Source organism: Mongoliitalea lutea, from assembly GCF_014652135.1.
GTDB classification, from domain to species: domain Bacteria; phylum Bacteroidota; class Bacteroidia; order Cytophagales; family Cyclobacteriaceae; genus Mongoliitalea; species Mongoliitalea lutea.
This window is the reverse complement of the sequence record NZ_BMYF01000014.1, coordinates 87,987-108,905: the sequence shown is the minus strand read 5'-3', so window position 1 is coordinate 108,905 and position 20,919 is coordinate 87,987. Positions and strand designations below refer to the sequence as shown.

At 42.3% G+C, this 20,919-nt stretch carries 15 protein-coding genes; 7 read left to right on the top strand and 8 right to left on the bottom strand.

All coding sequences use genetic code 11. The annotated features are described in order from the left end of the window. Positions 1-146: 146 nt before the first annotated feature. Entirely contained in the window at positions 147-1,937 is a 1,791-nt protein-coding gene (locus IE080_RS12195; RefSeq protein WP_189582798.1) for an ABC transporter ATP-binding protein, read from the bottom strand. Positions 1,938-2,043: 106 nt separating this feature from the next. Here IE080_RS12195 and IE080_RS19505 point away from each other — a divergent pair, with 106 nt between their 5' ends. From IE080_RS19505 to IE080_RS12185, 3 genes are all read left to right on the top strand, one after another. Further along, positions 2,044-2,841 carry a prolyl oligopeptidase family protein gene (locus tag IE080_RS19505; protein WP_229800616.1) on the top strand — a complete coding sequence of 266 codons (798 nt, stop codon included), beginning with the start codon at positions 2,044-2,046 and terminating at the stop codon, positions 2,839-2,841. Next, entirely contained in the window at positions 2,834-4,168 is a 1,335-nt protein-coding gene (locus IE080_RS19500; protein ID WP_229800615.1) for a prolyl oligopeptidase family serine peptidase, read from the top strand. Before IE080_RS19505 ends, IE080_RS19500 begins: the two co-directional genes overlap by 8 nt. A 361-nt stretch (positions 4,169-4,529) precedes the next feature. Then, complete coding sequence (locus IE080_RS12185; protein ID WP_189582795.1) at positions 4,530-4,958, top strand: nuclear transport factor 2 family protein; 429 nt, start codon at positions 4,530-4,532, stop codon at positions 4,956-4,958. A gap of 93 nt (positions 4,959-5,051) precedes the next feature. On the opposite strand, the gene IE080_RS19645 is transcribed toward IE080_RS12185, so the two are convergent. The 6 genes from IE080_RS19645 to IE080_RS12155 form a co-directional block, all read right to left on the bottom strand. Then, the gene (locus IE080_RS19645) at positions 5,052-7,196 is read right to left on the bottom strand and encodes a T9SS type A sorting domain-containing protein (RefSeq protein WP_189582792.1); all 2,145 of its coding nucleotides are present in this window, start codon (positions 7,194-7,196) and stop codon (positions 5,052-5,054) included. Positions 7,197-7,444: 248 nt separating this feature from the next. Continuing rightward, a complete protein-coding gene (locus tag IE080_RS12175; protein WP_189582790.1) occupies positions 7,445-10,432 on the bottom strand; it encodes a T9SS type A sorting domain-containing protein in 2,988 nt (995 codons plus the stop codon). 162 nt (positions 10,433-10,594) lie between these two features. Continuing rightward, the gene (rho, locus tag IE080_RS12170; RefSeq protein ID WP_189582786.1) at positions 10,595-12,394 is read right to left on the bottom strand and encodes a transcription termination factor Rho; all 1,800 of its coding nucleotides are present in this window, start codon (positions 12,392-12,394) and stop codon (positions 10,595-10,597) included. A 205-nt stretch (positions 12,395-12,599) separates the two neighbouring features. Continuing rightward, entirely contained in the window at positions 12,600-13,292 is a 693-nt protein-coding gene (gene recO, locus IE080_RS12165) for a DNA repair protein RecO (protein ID WP_189582783.1), read from the bottom strand. Further along, on the bottom strand, positions 13,292-13,876 hold the full coding sequence (locus IE080_RS12160) for a thymidine kinase (RefSeq protein WP_189582780.1): 585 nt from the start codon (positions 13,874-13,876) through the stop codon (positions 13,292-13,294). The genes recO and IE080_RS12160 overlap by 1 nt, the downstream gene beginning before the upstream one ends. Before the next feature lie 3 nt (positions 13,877-13,879). Continuing rightward, positions 13,880-14,206: a 2Fe-2S iron-sulfur cluster-binding protein gene (locus tag IE080_RS12155; RefSeq protein ID WP_189582777.1), complete on the bottom strand. Its 327-nt coding sequence runs from the start codon at positions 14,204-14,206 to the stop codon at positions 13,880-13,882. 41 nt (positions 14,207-14,247) lie between these two features. On the opposite strand from IE080_RS12155, the gene IE080_RS12150 reads away from it, so the two are divergent. Together IE080_RS12150 and IE080_RS12145 are read left to right on the top strand one after the other, a co-directional pair. Beyond that, complete coding sequence (locus IE080_RS12150) at positions 14,248-15,387, top strand: DUF8457 domain-containing protein (RefSeq protein WP_189582774.1); 1,140 nt, start codon at positions 14,248-14,250, stop codon at positions 15,385-15,387. A gap of 103 nt (positions 15,388-15,490) precedes the next feature. Then, a complete protein-coding gene (locus IE080_RS12145) occupies positions 15,491-18,217 on the top strand; it encodes a M14 metallopeptidase family protein (RefSeq protein WP_189582771.1) in 2,727 nt (908 codons plus the stop codon). A gap of 169 nt (positions 18,218-18,386) precedes the next feature. On the opposite strand, the gene IE080_RS12140 is transcribed toward IE080_RS12145, so the two are convergent. Then, a complete protein-coding gene (locus tag IE080_RS12140) occupies positions 18,387-19,091 on the bottom strand; it encodes an RDD family protein (protein ID WP_189582768.1) in 705 nt (234 codons plus the stop codon). Between the two features lie 33 nt (positions 19,092-19,124). Here IE080_RS12140 and IE080_RS12135 point away from each other — a divergent pair, with 33 nt between their 5' ends. Then, the gene (locus tag IE080_RS12135) at positions 19,125-20,105 is read left to right on the top strand and encodes a stage II sporulation protein M (RefSeq protein ID WP_189582765.1); all 981 of its coding nucleotides are present in this window, start codon (positions 19,125-19,127) and stop codon (positions 20,103-20,105) included. Further along, on the top strand, positions 20,080-20,919 hold the full coding sequence (locus IE080_RS12130) for a glycerophosphoryl diester phosphodiesterase membrane domain-containing protein (RefSeq protein ID WP_189582762.1): 840 nt from the start codon (positions 20,080-20,082) through the stop codon (positions 20,917-20,919). Before IE080_RS12135 ends, IE080_RS12130 begins: the two co-directional genes overlap by 26 nt.

The following is a 20,919-nucleotide window of genomic DNA, read 5'->3' as shown; positions in this document are numbered from 1 at the left end:
CTGTTGTGAGTTTGATTCGTTTTAAGAATGCAATTCCAGTAAAAAAAGTTTGATTACTGAATGATTTCTTAAGGGTAAAACCTCAACCTCCATTCAGGTACAAACTGTGGTAAACTGCGAAATCTGTCTTTATCTGTGTCAAAAAATCACTCCGCAAACTGCAATCGTACCAAGTTGGCATAAAAGCCTTCTTCCTGAGAAGCCAGCGATTCGTGAGAGCCTTGTTCTACGATTTTGCCTTCTGATAGTACATAGATTTTATCCACCTTACGGATGGTAGCAAGTCTATGCGCAATGATGATGGTGGTTCTGTTTTTCATCAACTCATCCAACGCCTCCTGCACCAAGGATTCCGACTCCGCATCCAAAGAAGAGGTTGCCTCGTCCAAGATCAAAATAGCCGGGTCTTTCAAGATTGCCCGTGCAATCGCTACCCGCTGACGCTGTCCTCCGGATAGTTTGATGCCTCGCTCGCCTACCAAAGTGTCCAAACCTTCCGGAAGTTTGGTAATAAACTGCCATGCATTGGCTTTTTTCGCAGCTTCGATGATTTCTTCCTCTGTTGCATCAGGCTTTGCATAGGCAATGTTTTCACGGATACTTCCACCAAACAATAACACCTCTTGTGGTACGATCCCGATATTGGAGCGCAGTTGTTTCAAATTCCAATCCTTCAATGGTTTTCCATCTACACGGATTTCCCCTTTGCTTACTTCGTAAAACTTGAGCAATAACTGGATAATGGTGGATTTTCCTGCCCCGCTATGTCCCGCTAGGGCGATTTTTTGTCCCGCTTCTACTGCGAAACTCATGTTTTTGAGTACATCTACCTCAGTTCGTGTAGGATAGGCAAACGTCACTTGGTCAAAAGCAATGTTTCCAAATACAGGTACTTGCTGAAAATCTGCTGTAGAAACTTCTGGTTCCTCATCCAAAATCTCCAATACCCGCTCGGACGAACCGATGGCTTTTTGGATTTGTCCGTAAATATCTCCTAGCCCAGCAATGGAACCCCCAATGAAGGTGGTGTACAAAACAAAGGAAACCAAATCACCCACGCTCATTTCTCCAGAAGCTACCAAAGTTGCCCCGTACCACATAACGGCCACAATCCCTCCAAACAAAGCAAAGATGATAAAGGAAATAAAAGCCCCTCTAAATCCGGCAGCTTTCAAAGCTACACTGACCACGCGATTCAAGCCACTTTCATAACGCTTGGATTCATAATCTTCCCCAACGAATGATTTGACAGTCATAATGGACTGCATGGTTTCTTCTACGATTACATTTGCAGCAGCCAACTCATCTTGCGTTTGCTTGGAGAGTTTGCGAATAAAGCGACCAAATACCATGGCAAAAATGACCAATACGGGGAAGGTAGCCACCATAAATAAGGTCAGTTTGGGTGTGGTAAAAAACAAAAATGCGACCCCTGCCAAAAGCGTAATCAATTGACGGAAGAGTTCAGCTAATGTCGTGGAAAAAGCCTCCTGCAACATGCTAACATCGGATGTAATTCGGCTGATAAGTTCTCCCGTTCTTCGCTTATCGAAGAAGGTCATCGGAAGCTGCACGAGTTTGGAGTAAAGTGCCTTTCGGATATCCCGCATGCTCCGCTCATTGACCTTAGCGAAAAGCCACACACGGAAAAAGGAGAAAACGCTTTGAATCAACAAAATGCCTACAAGCATCAAGGCAATGACATTGATGTCTTCTACCAGCCAGGATTCTCCGGAGGCAGTATCGATGAGTTTACCGGCTACAAAGGGAAAAGTCAGCAGCGTAAGACTGGAAAATAGTAAGAAGACCATTCCCATAACAAAGGAGAACCGATACGGCCATACAAACTTAAATATCCCTCCCAGCTTACTCAGATTCTGTTTGTTGAGCTTTCGTTTTTCGTGTTCTTCAAGGGCTGTGCCTCTTCTTTTTGCCATTTTTAGCTACCTACATGATAATCAATCCCGCAAATTTAAGGAATACATCGCTAAACATTCCTAAATTCACACTGCTTTTGTACATAAACCCATAAACTTACAGTCCATGAACATTAAAAGTATCTTGTATGTTACAGCGGCAGGGCTTGTTACCCTTGCTTGCCAACCCCAAGAAAAATTCCCAACTATTGACATGACCTATCCTGAATCCAAAAAATCCGACCATGTAGACAGTTATTGGGGGGAGTCAGTTGCTGACCCTTACCGATGGATGGAAGACGATTATGCCGACGAAACGAAAGCCTGGGTGCAGGCCCAAAATGAAGTGACCTTCGCTTATTTGGAGCAAATTCCATTTCGTGAAGCTATCCGAAAGCGCTTGGAAGAAGTATGGAATTACGAACGTATCTCTGCCCCGTCCAAAAATGGGGATTTTGAGTATTTCTACAAAAATGATGGATTGCAAAATCAATCCATCCTGTACCGAAGACCTTACGAAGGTGGTGCAGAGGAACTCTTTTTAGACCCAAATAAATTATCGGAAGATGGGACAAGCTCTTTGGGAGGTGCTGCTTTTACTTCTGATGGTTCTTTGTTTGCCTACGCAGTATCTGTTGCGGGTTCAGATTGGCGGGATATCTATGTGATGAATGCCTTGACCAAGGAGCCTTTGGAGGATAAGGTTTTAGATGCCAAGTTTACCGGAATCGCCTGGAAGGGAAATGAAGGATTTTTCTATTCTACCTACGATAAGCCGGGAGGCTCCAAGTTGTCCGCATTTACCAATAATCATAAATTATACTACCATAAACTCGGCACGGACCAAAGTCAAGACGTATTGGTTTTTGGTGATGATAACAATCCTAGGAGGTATGTGGGTGCGAGCGTAACAGAGGATGGGTAAGTATCTGATCATTACTGCTGCGAATAGCACGACTGGCAATGAATTGTATTTTCAGGATTTGACTAGAAGTAGTACGCCTATCATTCCGATCGTCAACAATATGGACAATACCCATTACGTGGTGGACCATGCTGGAGGAGACTTCTTTATTTTCACCAACTTGGGTGCACCGAATAATAAACTTGTCAAAACTTCCGTCAGCAAATTCGCTCCATCCAATTGGGTAGACCTTATTCCAGAAACAGACAATGTGTTGGATATTTCGAAAGCAGGAGGAAAGTTTTTCGCATCCTATTTGAAAGATGCCATTTCAGAAGTTCGTCAGTTTGATTACCAAGGAAATGAAGAGCGTGTGATTGAACTGCCGGGTGTAGGTACTGCGGGAGGATTTTCTGGAAAAAATGATGCAGAGTATGTGTATTATTCTTTCACTTCGTACATCAATCCGAGTTCGTCTTACCGTTACGACATTGCCTCGGGAGCATCCATGTTGTACAATGCACCAAAAATTCAGTTTGATCCTAGCCAATACGAAAGCAATCAGGTATTCTATACCTCCAAAGATGGTACCCGCGTTCCGATGATCATCACTCACAAGAAGGGACTGGAATTGAATGGGAAGAACCCAACGATTTTATATGGCTATGGAGGTTTTGGGGTGAGTTTGACACCATCGTTCAGCATCGCCAATACCGTATGGTTGGAAAATGGAGGGGTGTATGCCGTGCCTAACCTTCGTGGAGGAGGAGAGTACGGTGAAAATTGGCATTTGGCTGGCACCAAAATGAACAAGCAGAATGTCTTTGATGATTTTATTGCTGCTGGGGAATATTTAATTGAAAAAGGCTATACTTCTTCCGATTATTTGGCATTGCGTGGAGGCAGTAACGGTGGTTTATTGGTAGGTGCGGTGATGACCCAGCGACCGGATTTGGCCAAAGTTGCTTTCCCAGCGGTAGGGGTTTTAGATATGTTGCGTTACCATCAGTTTACGGCCGGTGCTGGCTGGGCCTATGATTACGGGACGGCTGATGATAGCGAGGAAATGTATCGTTATTTAAAAGGCTATTCTCCTTTGCATAACTTACGTCCGGCAGCTTATCCTGCTACCTTGGTAACTACTGCGGATCATGATGACAGAGTAGTTCCAGCCCATTCCTTCAAATTTGCTGCCACCCTACAAGATGCCCATCAAGGCAACAATCCAGTGCTTATCCGTATCGAAACCAACGCTGGCCACGGTGCAGGTAAACCTACGGCCATGCAGATAGCAGAGATAGCGGATATTTTTGCATTTGGGTTGTATGCTATGGGGGTGGGGTATTAGGGGATATTGGTGGATATTTGTTGATATTGGATAATAAGATATTGGGGAGCGTATCCTAAAACCTTGCGCTCGTTGCGATAATCGTGGCGGGCTTGGCGTGAACTTGTATTTTGAAATAAGGTGGAAATAAATTGAAATAGTGGATGGTGTTGTTCCATACTAATTTGCGTCAGCAAAGCATCTGTGTTTATCTGTGAAAATCAGTGGCTGAAAAAGGATATTGATTGATACTTAGATAACTTGTCCCGAGACCTCGGGATTGAATGGATATTAGGGGGGCGTATCCTAAAACTTTGCGTTCGTTGCGATAATCGTAGCGGTCGTTGCGAGAACCCTTTTTCGGAGAAATAAATAGAAAATTATGAGAAAAATTGGAAGCTTGGTTTTGGTGATGTTCTTGTTTGCTTCGGCTGTTGTTGGGCAGACGGAGGTGGAGGAGCGGGAGGCGATTGCGGCTACTGTGCAGCTCTACTTTGATGGAATGGTGCAGCGGGATAGAAGTAAATTAGATCAAGCCTTTGATGCCAATGCCCGCCTGATCGGTTTCCGGGGGGAAAACTTTACCGTAACCCCCTACGAACAATGGGCTTCCGGTACCGCCCAAGGAACTCCCCGTAATCCAGCAGATTTTGATAATCGCTTGATCAATATCGAATTCAAAGGCTACATGGCTTTAGCCACCACCGAACTCTTTTGGCCGGGAGTATATTACTACGATTACCTGACTTTACTCAAGATCGATGGGCACTGGAAGATCGTACATAAGTCTTGGTATGAGGAAAAACGATAAAAGGGCAATCCCTTAACATTTGATCGAAAACTAATTTTATTCTAAGAAAAAAAGCTCTTTCAATTGAATGAAAGAGCTCTTTAAAAGTTGATTTTATTTTTTCAAAATCTTATGATATTCAACTTCATTACCCCATCGAATCTCTAGGATGTAGACTCCTGGAGAAGAGCGCTCCAAAACCTGATTGACTTCTAGATTTAGTTCTTCCATCCGTCTTCCTAGGTAACCATGACTGACTCCTGATGGACTTGTTAGTCGTAATTGTATCATTTCATCTTTGAAGTCCTGCCGTTTGGTAAGTTCGATTTTCAGATTGGTACCATTGGTAGGATTAGGATAGGCTTTCCATGTTTTACCAGTACTTTGAATTGGATCGACACGTACACCTACCACATCACTGTAGGAAAAAGTACCCCCAAAGTCTACCTGTTTCAATCGATAGTAAAGCATGCCTCCCGCAAGTGGCAAATGATCGTCTTTAAATTGGTAAGAAAGGATGGCATCTGAAAATCCTGCACCTTCTACTTCACCGATATTTACGAATTCATTCACTTGATTGTGGGCACGTTCCACTTCAAAGTGGGAGTTTTCCCATTCTTTAGCTGTGGCCCAATCTAGGATATTTACTCGATTGATGGGGTCAAACTGTGCATCAAAATGTACATATTCGACCGGAAGAATTCTGGTGTTTTGATAACGGATGATTACCCTTCCAGAGCCACCATTGCCGCCCCCTGCTCCGCCAGCACCACCTCCAGAACCTGAGTTTGCCGCTCCGGAGCCACCATTACCATTACCACCGCCATTACCACCACCGCCAGAACCGCCAGATCCACCGCCTCCCAGTGCTAAGAAAATTATCCCGTTACCTCCTCCTCCTCCAGCAAACGGACCTGGAAATCCAGTAGGGTTAACACCCGCTCCACCATTACCGCCAGTGGTATATGAGGTAAAAGGTACTACAATTCCATTTGATCCGCTAGAACCAGCACCGCCACCGCCACCACCTGCTCTAAAAGCGATTGGTTGAGCGCCATTACCTCCATTGTTCCCATTAGTCCCATTTCCTCCATTGCCCGGACCTGAGCCTCCTCCGCCAGAAGCGCCTGAGTTTCCTGTAGTATTATTTTCTGAGGCTCCACCACCACCACCTACGGCAATTGCCTCATAGATTCCGCCTAAATCAAAGCTTGAAGATGTTCCATTTACTCCTCTGTTATTAGTATTGCCTGAGCCACTGCCTCCTGTACCTATTTCGATTGCAAAACTTTCAGTACCATTAAATCCAGCACCTCCATTGATATTTGAAAAGCTGCGAACGAGGACCTGACCTGCGCCACCTCCACCAGCTGAAGTACCTCTACCTCCACCGCCGCCTCCGCCGATGACCAATACTTCAAAAGCTTCCAACCCAGCAGGGGGTGTCCATGTACCGCTAGTAGTGAAAGAAATAAGGGCATTGTCGGAAGTTGCGCCATCATCTAGAATTGTTCCATCTGTTATTGGTGCCATACTGTAACTTACAGTTACGGCACCATTGCCACCAGCACCTCCAGTACCTCCCGTAACAATAATATTCCCATTTCTGGTTGAACCGCCACCTCCACCACCTGTGGAACCTGCTGAACCATTGGCTCCATTTGAACTTGCACCTTGTCCACCATTAGGAGCCCCTTGGTTTACTACTGCACCATTTGTACCATTGCCTACTGCTCTTCCAGCTCCGCCGCCGCCGCCGCCCCTTCTTGGACTTGCTTGGCCATTACCGCCCGAGCCTCCGCTGGTACCTATATCAAAGCTTCCAGAAGGCGTACCGCCCGCTGCTCCTGTTGTTTGGTTTTCAGACGCTGAATTTCCTCCGCCTGCAATCACTATGGCATTGGCTACACTTGGGGTTAAAGAAACCCAAGAATCACCACCATTGGCAAAAGGAACGCTTCTCCCTCCTGCACCCACATTGATAAATAATACTTGACCTGGTACAACAGCTATCGTTGATCTTGCAAATGCTCCGCCGCCGCCGCCGCCGCCAGGGTTATTGGTTGTTCTATTTGCTCCACCGCCACCTGCACCAATTACATCAACTGTAACACTTGTCACTCCTGCGGGAACATAAAAAAAGGACTGTCCTGGAGTGTTAAAAGTGATAGGGGTCTGCGCAAATAAGCTACCAGCAGTGAAAATCACTTGAATCAATGAAAAAACTAGCGTACTAAACAAACTAAATTTTAGATTCATAGTATTTAAGGGTGTTCTTTAGCGTCTTGGTTAATTGCTAAAGAATATGATTTTTCTAGGGATGAAACTTAATTGTATTGATAAAAAACAAATTGCTCTGAAAAACATGTTATTTTTTGGGCGAACTGTTTCTCTATTTGTTTTAGTATCACAAAGTTAGCGAATATTAAATGTATTTCAAACAAAAAAAAATGCATTTAAAATTATTTTTTTAAAAAAATCAAAATTACTATGTGAAAGTAAGGGATTTAGTCCTTCAGCAGTTTTTTGATCAATGATTGCTCTTGATTAAAGACCCTAATAAAATAGACTCCCTGGGGTAAATGCTGGGTTTTTACTTGTATCGTATGACTATCAATGGCTGTCATGGGCACTTGTAAAGTCTTCCCCATAGCATCGAATAATTCTAGCTGGTAGTTTTCCAAATTCAGTGCTTGAATCTGAAAGCTGTCTTTGTGAGGGTTGGGAAAAACGGTGAACGCTTGCTCTTTAAATAAGTCTACACGAATGACCTCTGAAAAATCAGCTTGCCCTGTAAGATCTTGGTATTCAAGCCTGTAAAAATTAATTCCCAGCATAGGGTTTTGATCGATAATCGTATATCTTCCTTTATTGCCTGCATCAATTTCATTTGGGACACTTGCTATTTTCCTCCAATCCCTGCCATTGGGAGACCTCCATACATTGAATAAATGTTTTTCATTCTCCTCAGAGGTGATCCATTTCAATTCTATAGTTCTATTGTTTTTGGCCCAACCTTCAAAGGATAACCATTCTAGAGATACAATGACAAATGGAATCGTACTGGCAGCCGCAAAGTTGTTGGTCAGATCTTCTTCAAATGTTGGCGTAGTGATTGATACGGTATTTTCATAATCCGTATGGTCTACAACCATAGCTGTAATGCTTAGAGTTGCTGATTCACCATAATTCATATCGCCCAGTGTCCATATTCCTGTGGTAGGGTCAAATGAGCCTCTGCTTACAGTATGGCTAATATATTCATAGCCATCTGGCATATTTTCTTGTACTTCGACCTCTCTGGCATTCGAATATCCACTAACCCCATTATTTCCCGCAATAATTGTAAATTCTACTGGCGTACCGATTCTTGGGAAAGTTTCATTTACAATTTTTAAAACTGTTAAATCTGCATTAATAAGCCTTATACCAAAGTTAGCGTGAAATAAAGTGGCATTGTTTACCACAACACCTGTAAGAATTCCATCGACAATTCCATCACTACCTTCGCCTGGTCCTAAATTTTCACCTACACTTTCCCAAGCTGCCGGAATCCTTTGTTCGGGGGGAGCTGCACCAAGTACACTTGAACGAGTGGTTAGCATTATACTTAAAGTTCCATTAGGCACTCTTAGTAGTGTAAATGTTCCATCTGCTTGTACTGGCGAAGACCTCACTACCCGATTCGCTTCATTGATAAGGACTACTCTAAGATTTGTAAGGCCTGAACTTGGTCCACTGATTAGATTGTCGGCAAGTCCATTGACATCATTGAATACATTCCCATAAATTCTGTAAAAAGAAAAAGAAGAACTTTCTTTTACTTCTGTATAGTAAGATGCCGCCCAAGTATTGATCGTTACGTTATTTCCAAAGCCGTTATCACCTGTTGCTGTCCAGCGGTGGTCGGGGCTTGGTACTCCTGTAAGGTTTACAGGAATAGACTGGGGACTTCCTGTTATTCCTGGACCAGTTCTCGGAATCAAGGAGTCATCCCAATAGATATCATTGGGTTCATTGAGGTTTCCTGGTCGAATATTTCGTACAAAGATTCCATTGCTATATTCTAGATCGTAAATTGGGAAATGCACAGGGAAGAAAATTACCGCTACATAAAAATCAACTTCGGCGCCACTTTCAATTTCGTTACCACTGGAATCTTCTCCATTCCAATAGATTTGGTAAACTCCTGGCTCTGTAAAATTTCTTGATATGAGTAAATCCACTCCTTCATCATAGATTCCATTTCCGTTGAGATCGATCAAAATATCCACTACTGCGGGTAATGATACATCAATATCGATAAATGCTTCACCTCCTGTTAAAGGGGCTTCTTTTTCATCATATACCACATCCAAACCTACGGTAGGTGGTTCAGTTGTCTGCCAAATCGATGGGTCAGGATCATTTAAAAATAAAGGATACTGGATATTGGGTGGTGGGGGTTGATTGGTGACGGGGTTATTTGTAATTGACCTTCGGTTTTCATCAAAGCTCAGGTTGTTTCTAGGGCCATTTTCATTAGCGAAAAAATTTGTCCACCCACCACTTGCTTGGGGAAAAGTTATTCTTTTAACAAAATAGTCATTTGGGTCAGGTGTGAATGTGTTATCAACCGGTACGAAAAAACCAAAGTCTGTATGGAATCTGAAATTCTCTGCTATGCTAAAGGAAACACCACTAGCGTAAGCTGTTTTATCACTTCGTGAATTGGCAATGCTCCAAAATTTACAATACAGACGTCCATTGATGCGAGTGTAATTACCGGGAGTACCTGAGGCTACTGTTACGTCCCAAAAATCAATATTTGCACCGTCCCAAATAGGTTCATTCCATATATCCGTTATTTCTATCCAAAATGCACGATCTTGACCAGTGTCATTAGTAAATGAAAATCCAGTATAACCTGTATTGGTTACTTGACTTGGGCCATTCGCTGCTGCAGCAGCATTGGCCGGCCTGCCACTGGCCCCTCCTCCTCCAACAGCATTATACTCCTGATATTGAATCATAGTTCTTCCTTCGCCAACCGTCCTAGCTGTTGGAAAATAGCCGGAATCATTGGCATCATAATACCATCTTACACGTATATTGTTACTGGTGGAGAGATTAGTTCTTCTCCTAATTGCAGCTGTTAATCTGAAACCCCAAAATACCGTTTCGCCATTTCTCACATACACAAATACCCGGTGTTGAGGGTTATAGTTTGTGTTGTAATTTGGATAATTTGTGGTATTTGCCGTCGAAGGGAGCAACATAAAACCCCTATAATTATACCCGGAGGTAAACCATCCTTCTCCAACAGGTTCAGTTACAAGACGCCTTCCTGCACTTGGCATCCATAACATACTCTGTCTATTTGTTGCCGTACCCCAAGTGCCCGAACCTTCTGCCTTTGCTTGATTTACCGTAATTGCGGTATAAAAAGTTATAAGTACGACAATTCCAAAAACTGTTAACAGCGCAGCAAGTTTAGTTTTGAGGAAGGTATTCATGCCAATCGTGGTGAATAAATGAGTATAAAAATGTGAACTACTAACAATATTACCAAATTTTATTTTTTTAAAACAATAAAATTAATTCAATTTGCAATTTTTTAGTTACAAAAAAACTCCAACTACTAAAAGTTGGAGTTTTTTCAGTGATCATTCAGGTTTTTACCCATTCATGCTGATCAGGAATTCAATATTATCCCGGGTACCACGCATTCGTTGCAAGAGGAATTCCATAGCTTCCTGAGAAGTCATATCGGACATCAGTTTGCGCAGAATCCATACACGCTGCATCTCTTCCTTGTCCATCAATAGATCCTCTCTTCGTGTACCGGAACTTGGTACATCGATCGCAGGGTAGATTCTTCTGTTGGAGAGCTTTCTGTCCAAGGCCAATTCCATATTGCCTGTGCCCTTGAATTCTTCAAAGATTACTTCGTCCATTTTGGAACCTGTTTCCACCAAGGCTGTAGCGATGATGGTCAAGGAACCACCGTTTTCTACATTTCTTGCTGCACCAAAGAATCGCTTCGGCTTATGAAGGGCATTGGCATCTACACCACCAGAAAGGATTTTTCCGGAAGAAGGTACCACGGTATTATAAGCTCTTGCCAGACGGGTGATGGAATCCAATAGGATCACTACATCATGACCACATTCTACCATTCGCTTGGCTTTTTCCAACACGATGGTGGCTACTTTCACATGTCTTTCTGCTTGCTCATCGAAAGTAGAAGAAATAACTTCTCCTTTCACAGAACGGGCCATATCCGTCACTTCTTCCGGACGCTCATCGATCAACAAGACCATTAAGTGTACTTCCGGATGATTTTCTGCAATGGCATTGGCAATCTGTTGCAATAACACAGTCTTACCTGTCTTTGGCTGCGCTACAATCATCCCACGCTGACCCTTACCTATAGGAGCAAATAGATCCAAGATTCTGGTAGAGTAGTTGTCATGCTTGGTAGATAGATTCAAGCGCTCTTCCGGGAACAATGGAGTCAGGTATTCAAATGGAATACGGTCTCTGATTTCCTCGGTAGTCTTGCCATTGACAGTAATGACTTTTAATAAGGCAAAGTATTTTTCTCCCTCTTTTGGAGGACGGATAGTACCTTTGATATGGTCACCAGTCTTCAAACCAAAAAGCTTGATCTGGGAAGGAGATACGTAGATATCATCCGGTGAAGCCAAGTAGTTGTAATCCAATGAACGTAGGAATCCATAGCCCTCAGACATGATTTCCAATACGCCTTCGTTTTCTATGATTCCCTCAAACTCTCTTGGACTTACATAAGGTTTTTTCTTAGATGGGATTACTTCCGCGGTAGGAATATGTGCTTCTTCTATGTCACGGAAATTCTTTCTTCTTGGCAGTTCCACCTCTGCTTCTGCCTTCGGTTCGAATCGTTCGGCAGCTTTCTTTTCTACTTCGGGAGCAGCTTTTTCTTCTACCGTATCAGAAGAGGCCACAGGATCCAAGGAAGGCTCAATTTCTACCACCTTTCTGCGAGGTCTGATAAATTTTGGTTTCTCTTCTTCTGGAGTAGCTACGGTAGTGACTGGCTTGGGTGCCGGTGCGGGCGCTTCTGATTTTTCTTCTCTTTTGGGAGTTCGTTCACGCTCTTTTTGAGGGGCTTTGGCTTCTGCCTTTGGTTCCTCCTGTGGAATAACACCTACATTTTCTCGTTTGAATTTTGGCTTGGCTGGAGCCTCTGTAGGTTTGTCTTCTTTTTTGGGTGCTTTTTCAGCGGTGGGTTCGGGTGATTTTTTCTCTTCTACTTCTACGACAGAAGGTTTCTTTTTGGGGAGGGCTGATTCGGGGGTGATCGCTTGCTGATCCAAAATGGCATAAATCAAGTCGTCTTTTTTGAGTGTCTTAAAGTTTTTGACACCCAACTCCTCAGCAATCTCCTTCAATTCAGAGAGAAGTCTGATCCTTAATTCTTCTATGTTATACATAAAAAGCTTATGAAATTAGATAATGATGTAATTGATAATTTGAATGTGTATTGAGTATTACTGAACTGAATGAAAAAGGTATTCAGGCGAGTATAAAATCCACGGGGAGAGGATTTTGGGATACTGTAACGCCACAATAATAAGCCAAGACTTTGGATTACACAAGTTTTTATGTTTTTTCTCTACTCAAAAAGCAGAAATTTTGTCATTCCAGCATGATTTGACGCAGAATTTTGATGGATTTCCATTCTTTTTCCTGTTCCAAATGCCTTGTGTAAAAGCTTAACAACATATCCAAAAGATTTCTCCGAGCCATTCCCGGTACCTGTTCACCAAAGTCAAATGCCTGATCCAACATGTTTGCCAGATACGCTGCCTCTAGTTGAAAATCCCGGATGGAAGCCCAATCCAAATTGAGTTCTTCAAAAAAGGCTTCGGATGTTTCAGGAGCAAAGCCTAGGTATTTGGAGCTTTCCAGCAAAAAAGCAATCGGGAAATGTGCCAGTTGTACCTGTGTGCTATCCACTAACAAAAGAGACTCATGCAAAAAGTCAAAAAAGCTTTCATTTTGATAGTCTTCGTAAATGCTTTTACTCAGCACTTCTGCCATAAACATCGCAATACCCGAGCGTTTGAAATCAAAGGGCACCCGCTGATAGGCATGTAGGAGTTTTACCTCATTGATGCGGTTGATAGCGCTGCTTTCTTTGAAGTATACTACTAAGTCTAACAAGGTCATGGGCTGGTACATGGCCATTTTGCTTTTGGCGGTGCTCGAGCGAACACCGTTTACAATGTAGCTTTTCAGGCCAAGCTCCCGAGTAAAGATTTTTACAATAATTGAAGTATCCTTAAAGCGGATATATGAGAGTACCAAACCTTGTGTTTTGACCAACATCAGGAATTACCTTCATTGAAACATTTGCGGCAGCGTGCCTCATAACTTTCTTTTTCTCCCAAGACTACCTTGTCCTTTTGTTCGATCAATCGGAAGGAATAGGCGGCTAGTTCCCCGCATTTCATGCAGATGGCATGTACCTTGGTAACGTATTCTGCTATAGCCATTAAGTGTGGCATGGGCTCAAAAGGTTTGCCTTCAAAATCCATATCCAACCCTGCCATAATGACCCGCTTGCCAGAATTGGCCAATACCGTTGCTACGTGAACGATCCGGTTATCAAAAAACTGTACTTCATCGATTCCCACTACATCGCAATCGCCTGCTAGCAATAAGATATCTTCGGCAAAATTTACCGGAGTGGATCGGATGGCTGTTTCGTTATGAGAGACCACATCTTCTTCATGGTAGCGCTTGTCAATGGATGGCTTGAAGATTTCCACCTTCTGTTTGGCAATCAGCGCACGGTTTAATCTGCGGATAAGTTCTTCCGTTTTACCAGAAAACATAGATCCGCAAATGACTTCCAGCTGTCCTTTTCGTTCTTTGGAGTGAAATTTACCTAAAGAAGGCTCGATAAACATATATTAATCTGAGTATGAGATATGTGGAAATTTATTTTCATCAGCTACTCGTATAAGCAGCTCCCCTTGTTTAATTTTGGTTTGGCAAGTTAAGCGTTCATTGGTTTTTAATCGACCTTTCGATTTGAAAAATTCTTCCCGGTCTGTAAGTTCGTCAAGATTTTCGCCACCTTTTATAACAATCATTTTGCAAGAGGTGCATCGTCCTTTTTTTCCACAAGCATGCATCCAATCAATGTAGTTTTCATGAATTAATTCAATAACTTTACGACCAGAGGAACTAGAGCTTATTTCTTCGTGGTTTAAATTTTCTATTATAATTTTCACCATAGGTTTTCTCTTTACTCCACAAATTAATTAGCAAGGTTTATATGAAAAGGCAATTAAATCAACTATACCTAGAAAATTATGTTAAAAACTTCACCAACAAAGTTTGTGATGGGTATTTTAATCAGTTTAAATACATAACAGGACCGCAAATCGTTCAATTAACGGCATCAGAACAAATAAATTTTTTTGTGATTAAAGCCTTATTTGCTGCATGGCAAGAGGAACTTGAAAAGCTCAAAGCTAGTCCTTTTTTTGATTATCGGGACAAAGCAGTTCATGACGCACTAAAAGACTTCATGAATGTATTATCTAGGACAATAAAAATTGATAGGGAAAATTTTGAACCCCTGTTGATAGCGGCTGTAATTGACTCTATCTATCTTGCCACCGACCCAGTTTTGTTTTTTAGCTCAGAAATTGAAAAATGTCCAGAAGAACAGTTGAACAATTACTTTAAAGAAAACAAAAGGTATTTCAAATGGCACAGTGCTCTTGTAGAGAATTTAATAGACAGGGCTGCTTTAGGATTTTCCCACAAAGCGTATATCGCCGCTCTAAAAAATAACTACGAACAGCAGATATCCACCCTCAGAACCTCTGAGGAATTACTGACTTCTTTAAATAAGGAGGTGAGTATTGATTTCAATCAATTGTTTTTAGCAAATAAAGAGGACAGCCCGAAAGAGCTTCCTGTTTCAAAGGAAATGGTTGATTCAGCCGTAGAAGGGAAAAGATCGTCTTTATTTACGCCTATAGTTGAGCAAAAAAAGGAAGTTCCTAGTTATAGTGTAGAAATAGAAGTCAAAGAAGTAGCCGTTATAGAGTCCTCTGCGAAATCGGAAGCAACGAAACCGTTGGAATTAAAAGAGGGGAAATTAGATGCCCAGGTAATTTGGTCTCGTTTTGAATCCGAAGAATATGGGGTGATGAAAATGAATATCAAAGAGCTAAACGAAAGTATTGGTATCAATCAACGTTTTATGTTTACCAAAGAACTCTTTGATGGAAACCCGGATTTGCTGCGGCATGCCTTAAAGTCAATTGATCAATGTGAGACATTTAACGAGGCTATCAATTTACTTAACTTACGATATGTAGATGAATTAAAGTGGGATATTCAATCAGATGCATTGGATGAGTTTCTACAATTGATCTTTAGAAAATTTGATAAGAGGGGGTAATCCCCCTTTTTTTTATACCTATTCGACCGCTTCTGTAAATCCATCTATTGGTGTAATTTTTTTTTAGTAGCATAGGAGATTGAATCAAAAACACTTGAATACTATGAAGCGAATCAAACTCATGGCTTTTCTAGCCATGTTCTGTTGGACATTCCTAGCCTTTGCTCAAAGTATCCCTACGCCTAGGGATCACTTCGGCTTCGGTATGGGAGATAATTTCATGTTGAGCAATTATACCCAGACAGAGACCTATTTCAAGAAATTGGCTGAGGTAAGTGATAAGGCCAAATTGGTCTCCATTGGAAAAACAGAGGAAGGAAGAGAGCAGTACATGATGATTGTGACTTCCCCTGAAAATCATGCCCGATTAGACCGATTGCGGGAAATCTCCATCAATATGGCCCGAGCAGAGGGAATTTCTGATGAAGAAGCCAAAGTCTTGGCAAAAGAAGGCAAGGCAGTGGTATGGATCGATGGAGGATTGCACTCTACAGAAACAGTCGGAATCCACCAATTGACAGAAACTATCTATCAGGTCTTGACAAGAGAAGACGATGAGACCAAACGTATTCTGGAAAATGTGGTGATTCTTTTTGTCCATGCCAATCCGGATGGGCATGAAAAAATAGGCAATTGGTACATGCGTGAGCCTACTCCTGAAAAAAGGAGCTTGTCCGGTCTGCCTGTATTGTATCAAAAGTACATCGGCCATGATAACAACAGGGATTTCTATATCCAAAATATGAAGGAATCTACGAATCTGGGCTATCAATTGTTTGTGGAGTGGATTCCTCAGGTGATGTATAATCACCACCAAAGAGGACCGGCCGGTTCAGTATTGGCAGGACCTCCTTACCGTGACCCATTCAACCATGTATTTGATCCTATGATGGTCACAGGTATTGATGCCGTGGGTGCTGCTATGTACAACCGTTTGAATGCAGAAAACAAACCGGGTTTTACCCGTATGAATGGATCGGTATTCTCCACCTGGTATAATGGTGGCTTGCGTACGACCACGCATTTTCACAACATCATCGGGATTTTGACAGAAATTATCGGTGGTCCAAATCCGGAGGAAGTGCCGTTGGTTCCGGATAGATTATTACCAAATAGCAATACCCCATTCCCAGTAACCCCTCAAAAGACATGGGTGTTCCAGCAGTCCATTGACTATTCCGTTTCCATGAACTTTGCTGTATTGGATTATGCAGCGAGAAACAGTGATCATCTCTTGTACAATATGTACAACATGGGTCAGCGCTCGATAGACAGAGGTTCATCAGATTTTTGGACACCGTATCCAAGAAAAATCGATGCTATCAAGGCAGCCTACGAGGCTAACAAAGATAAGTATCAGTTATCCTCTAATCCTTTCACGCGAAGAGGCGGGGCAATTCCTTCTGAATTTTATGAGGAGGTATACGAAGCAGCAGATCAGCGGGATCCTAGAGGGTTTATCATTCCTGCCAATCAGGATGATCCGGCAACCGTGGTAAAATTCATCAATGCCTTGGTCAAAACAGGTATCCGAATTGAGCGTACCACAGCTTCTTACAGTCTCCAAGGGAAAACATATCCAGCCGGTTCATTTGTAGTAAAAACTGATCAGGCATTTAGACCTCACGTCTTGGATATGTTTGAACCACAGGATTATCCGAATGATTTCCAGTATCCAGGGGGGCCTCCTATTCGTCCGTATGATGCCGCAGGTTGGACATTGGCCTACCAAATGGGTATTCAGTTTGACCGGGTTTTGGATGCTTTTGATGGACCTTTTGAAACCTTGCCTTACGGTGAATTATTGGCTCCTCCAGCTACGCGATTGCCTTCTTCCGGTAATGGCTATTTGATCAGCGCTGTTCAGAATGATGCATTCCCTGTGGTCAATGAATTATTGAAGCAAGGAGTACGGGTTTCCAGAGTCCAACAAGCAGAGGGCGATATCCCAGCGGGTTCTTTCTTCATTCCTTCCAGTGCAGAGCGTAGACTTGCACCATTGGTACAGCAATATGGCATTACGGTTACTGCTGCTCGACGTCAACCTGCGCAGACCACTTCCATTCAGCCGACAAGAGTAGCCTTGTTTGACCAGTATGGAGGTTCCATGCCAAGTGGATGGGTTCGCTGGATGTTGGAGCAGTATAATTTCGACTTTCAACTCATCTTCCCTAAGGAAATTGATGCGGGAGACTTGAATAAAAAATATGATGTCATTCTCTTTATCTCCGGAGGTATTCCTCCGGTGGGTAGTAGAGGTGGAGGTTTCGGGATGGATGCTGCATCGATTCCTGCGGAGTATCAGCACATGATCGGTAGTATTTCAGCAGATAAGTCCATTCCACAGTTGAAGAAATTTATGGAGCAAGGTGGTAAAGTGGTAACCGTAGGTTCCGCAACTGCATTGGCTTATCATTTGGACCTTCCGGTGAGAAATGCATTGGTTGAGATACAGCCGGATGGTACAGAACGTACACTTCCGGGTGAAAAATACTTTGTTCCAGGTTCTGTGTTGGTGACAAGAGTAGACACTTCCTTACCTCTCAACTGGGGTTTGAAGACGCATACAGATGTTTTATTCAACAATAGCCCAGTATTCAAAATCAGACCTGAGGCGAAGCTGCAAGGTTTCCAGATTTTGTCCTGGTTTGATACCAAAACACCATTGAAGTCCGGTTGGGCTTGGGGGCAGTCCTATTTGGAAGATGGAATCACTGCTTTCTCCGCTCCTGTAGGAAAAGGTAGTCTAGTGGCTTATGGTCCAGAAATTACCTACAGAGCGCAATCTCATGGGACCTTCAAGATGTTGTTCAATAATTTGTATAAGTAATTCGTGAGTGGGTCGTGAGCGTTAATCGAGCTTAGTTGAGCGATTAATACTTCACGATCGTCAAAAAGAAATGGCCTGCTGAAACTTTAACAGCAGGCTATTTTTGTTTTCGAGGGTTGGCCCTTTGGGTTCTGTTAACATTTTTAGCAGTTCAAATTCTTTTCGTTATTTACCCCCTCTGCGCATAATAATTGTAGTCTTTGATGATATGATCCAAAAATGCCAGACTCTTTTCCTCAGGTTTTAGCTGTAGCAGGGAGGCAGTTTTCTCTGCTAGTTGTTTGATAAGTGTGAAATCCCCAGATTTGAGTGCTTCACTTTTGATCTGCTTGATTTGTTGGATTTGTTGATCACTGAGGTTCATCACTTGTGGGTATTTGGGCACATAGTCTTCGGGAATTTCTTGTAGTAAAGTTTCATGAAGTCCAATGTTGAATTTTTCTGATACGACCGTAGTGCCTGCCGCCACATCACCTATGCGCTGCCCTTTTCCAGTAATCAAAATAGTAATAATGGCCACTCCACCACTTGTCAAGGAAATATCTACAAAGCGGAGGAGCCATCGAATCAAGTAATTGCTCATGGTAGGCTTGGAGCCATCCAGGCGAACCACCCGGATATTCATAATCTTTTTCCCAGGGGACTGTCCATCCATAAAGGCCTCAAACAGCAAATGATAAAGTAACACGGGTAAAAACAGTAAAGAATATACTGACCAAGTAAATAAGGATTCCGAACCGATATAGAAGATGAAAATCAGATAAAAAACCATGATTGCCCCATCTAAAAGATAGGCCAAGATCCGAGTGCCTACATTTGCAGTATTTTGATTAATACTAATATTTTGGGCAGTCTTAATTTGAAATTCTTTCATTTATTAGTTCCTTTGATAAAGTCGAATAATCAGATGAGGGAAGCCACTTTCATTAAGCGAAATAAAGATAAATGGACAAGGTTTGAAAATGTCCTGATGACCGATATGGCTATCTCCCCGGCTGAGTTAGGAGATTTGTATATTGAAGTTACTGACCATCTCAGTTATGCGCAGACATTTTACCCCAATAGTAATACCCATCTCTATCTCAACCAACTTGCTGCTAAAGCTCACCAAAAAATCTACAAAACCAAGAAAGAATCCAAGGGAAGATTTGTAAATTTTTATCTACATGAGTTTCCGGCAATGTTTTACAAATATCTTCCTCAGTTAGGAGCCTCTTTTCTTATATTCTTGATTTTTTCCTTGATTGGGGCTTATTCGGCAGCTACTGATGGAGCTTTTGTCAGAAGCATCTTGGGCGATGGGTACGTCAACATGACCTTGGAAAATATCGAGCAAGGTGACCCTATGGCAGTTTACAAGCAAATGAACGAGGTAGATATGTTTTTGGGCATCACAATCAACAACATTAGGGTTGCTCTTTTGGCCTTTTCTGCGGGGATTTTGTTGGGAATAGGGACGTTTTTCATCTTGATGCAAAATGCTATCATGCTGGGCTCTTTTCAATACTTCTTTTATGATCAGGGTCTATTATGGGAGTCTGCCCGTACCATTTGGATTCACGGGACGATCGAGATCGCTGTGATCATCGTGGCTGGAGCAGCCGGGATTGTTTTGGGTAACAGTATTTTGTTTCCTAAGACGTATACACGCTTAGCTTCTTTTCAGCGGGGAGCAAAAGATGGGCTTAAAATCCTTATCAGCACCATTCCTTTCTTTATTCTTGCCGGATTTTTAGAAGGGTTTATTACTAGAATCACACATTTCCCGGATCTATTCAATCTCAGCATTATCCTGGGTTCAATGGCTTTGATTTGCTACTATTATATTCTTTATCCTATTCGTATCCACAACCAATCTATACATGACAGCACCGTACATTCAATTTAAAAAACGTCGAGAGTTGGGAGAAATCCTATCTGACACTTTTGCATTCGTAAGGAGTACGTATAAGCAGTTGTTTCAGGCCTTGATTCGTACCTCTTTGATTCCTTTTATCTTGGTAGTCTTGGCCTCCGTCTATTATCAATACCTTTCTATTGATCTTTTGGCTAATAGTGGTACGGATATAGGTTTAGGCCTTGGAGGTCTTTTATTGGCTAGTTTACTGTTTTATGCTACTGCCGGTGCTACCGTTTTTAGCTTTATCAGGCAATACGACTTAGGGCAATCGACGGAGGTAAATTTGGATCTGGTGGTCCCCGAAGCTAAAAGAAAAATCGCTTCCATGATTGGCTTGTACTTGGTGACCTATGTGATGTTGATTCTTGGTTTTATGTTCTTTCTGATACCTGGCTTTTATTTCTTAGTTCCTTTGGCACTTGTTATCCCTTTGATGGTCATTAGAGATACGACAGTCTTTGGAGCAGTCAAACAAAGCTTTCAACTAACCTCAGGCTATTGGTGGGTTACCTTTGGTACCATCATCGTGTTGGTTATAGTGATTGCCATGATGTCTTTTGCTTTCTCAGTTCCAGCTCTGTTATACAATATAGTGAAGTTTATCCTCAATTCATCTGAAATGACATTTGCCGAAGCAGGAAGGGGGGATTTCATTTATTTGGTACTGAATGCGCTTGGAACAGCCGCCAGCAATCTCTTATCAATCGTTTTGTTAGTGGCCTTGGCGTTTATTTATTATGATTTGGATGAAGAAAAGAACAGAACAGGCCTCCGACAAAAAATAGAAGAGCTGGATCGTTGA

Coding starts and splice junctions, on each gene's coding strand:
- IE080_RS12195 (WP_189582798.1), bottom strand. CDS start 1,937: ATGGCAAAAAGAAGAGGCACAGCCCTTGAAGAACACGAAAAACGAAAG.
- IE080_RS19505 (WP_229800616.1), top strand. CDS start 2,044: ATGAACATTAAAAGTATCTTGTATGTTACAGCGGCAGGGCTTGTTACC.
- IE080_RS19500 (WP_229800615.1), top strand. CDS start 2,834: ATGGGTAAGTATCTGATCATTACTGCTGCGAATAGCACGACTGGCAAT.
- IE080_RS12185 (WP_189582795.1), top strand. CDS start 4,530: ATGAGAAAAATTGGAAGCTTGGTTTTGGTGATGTTCTTGTTTGCTTCG.
- IE080_RS19645 (WP_189582792.1), bottom strand. CDS start 7,196: ATGAATCTAAAATTTAGTTTGTTTAGTACGCTAGTTTTTTCATTGATT.
- IE080_RS12175 (WP_189582790.1), bottom strand. CDS start 10,432: ATGAATACCTTCCTCAAAACTAAACTTGCTGCGCTGTTAACAGTTTTT.
- rho (WP_189582786.1), bottom strand. CDS start 12,394: ATGTATAACATAGAAGAATTAAGGATCAGACTTCTCTCTGAATTGAAG.
- recO (WP_189582783.1), bottom strand. CDS start 13,292: ATGTTGGTCAAAACACAAGGTTTGGTACTCTCATATATCCGCTTTAAG.
- IE080_RS12160 (WP_189582780.1), bottom strand. CDS start 13,876: ATGTTTATCGAGCCTTCTTTAGGTAAATTTCACTCCAAAGAACGAAAA.
- IE080_RS12155 (WP_189582777.1), bottom strand. CDS start 14,206: ATGGTGAAAATTATAATAGAAAATTTAAACCACGAAGAAATAAGCTCT.
- IE080_RS12150 (WP_189582774.1), top strand. CDS start 14,248: ATGAAAAGGCAATTAAATCAACTATACCTAGAAAATTATGTTAAAAAC.
- IE080_RS12145 (WP_189582771.1), top strand. CDS start 15,491: ATGAAGCGAATCAAACTCATGGCTTTTCTAGCCATGTTCTGTTGGACA.
- IE080_RS12140 (WP_189582768.1), bottom strand. CDS start 19,091: ATGAAAGAATTTCAAATTAAGACTGCCCAAAATATTAGTATTAATCAA.
- IE080_RS12135 (WP_189582765.1), top strand. CDS start 19,125: ATGAGGGAAGCCACTTTCATTAAGCGAAATAAAGATAAATGGACAAGG.
- IE080_RS12130 (WP_189582762.1), top strand. CDS start 20,080: ATGACAGCACCGTACATTCAATTTAAAAAACGTCGAGAGTTGGGAGAA.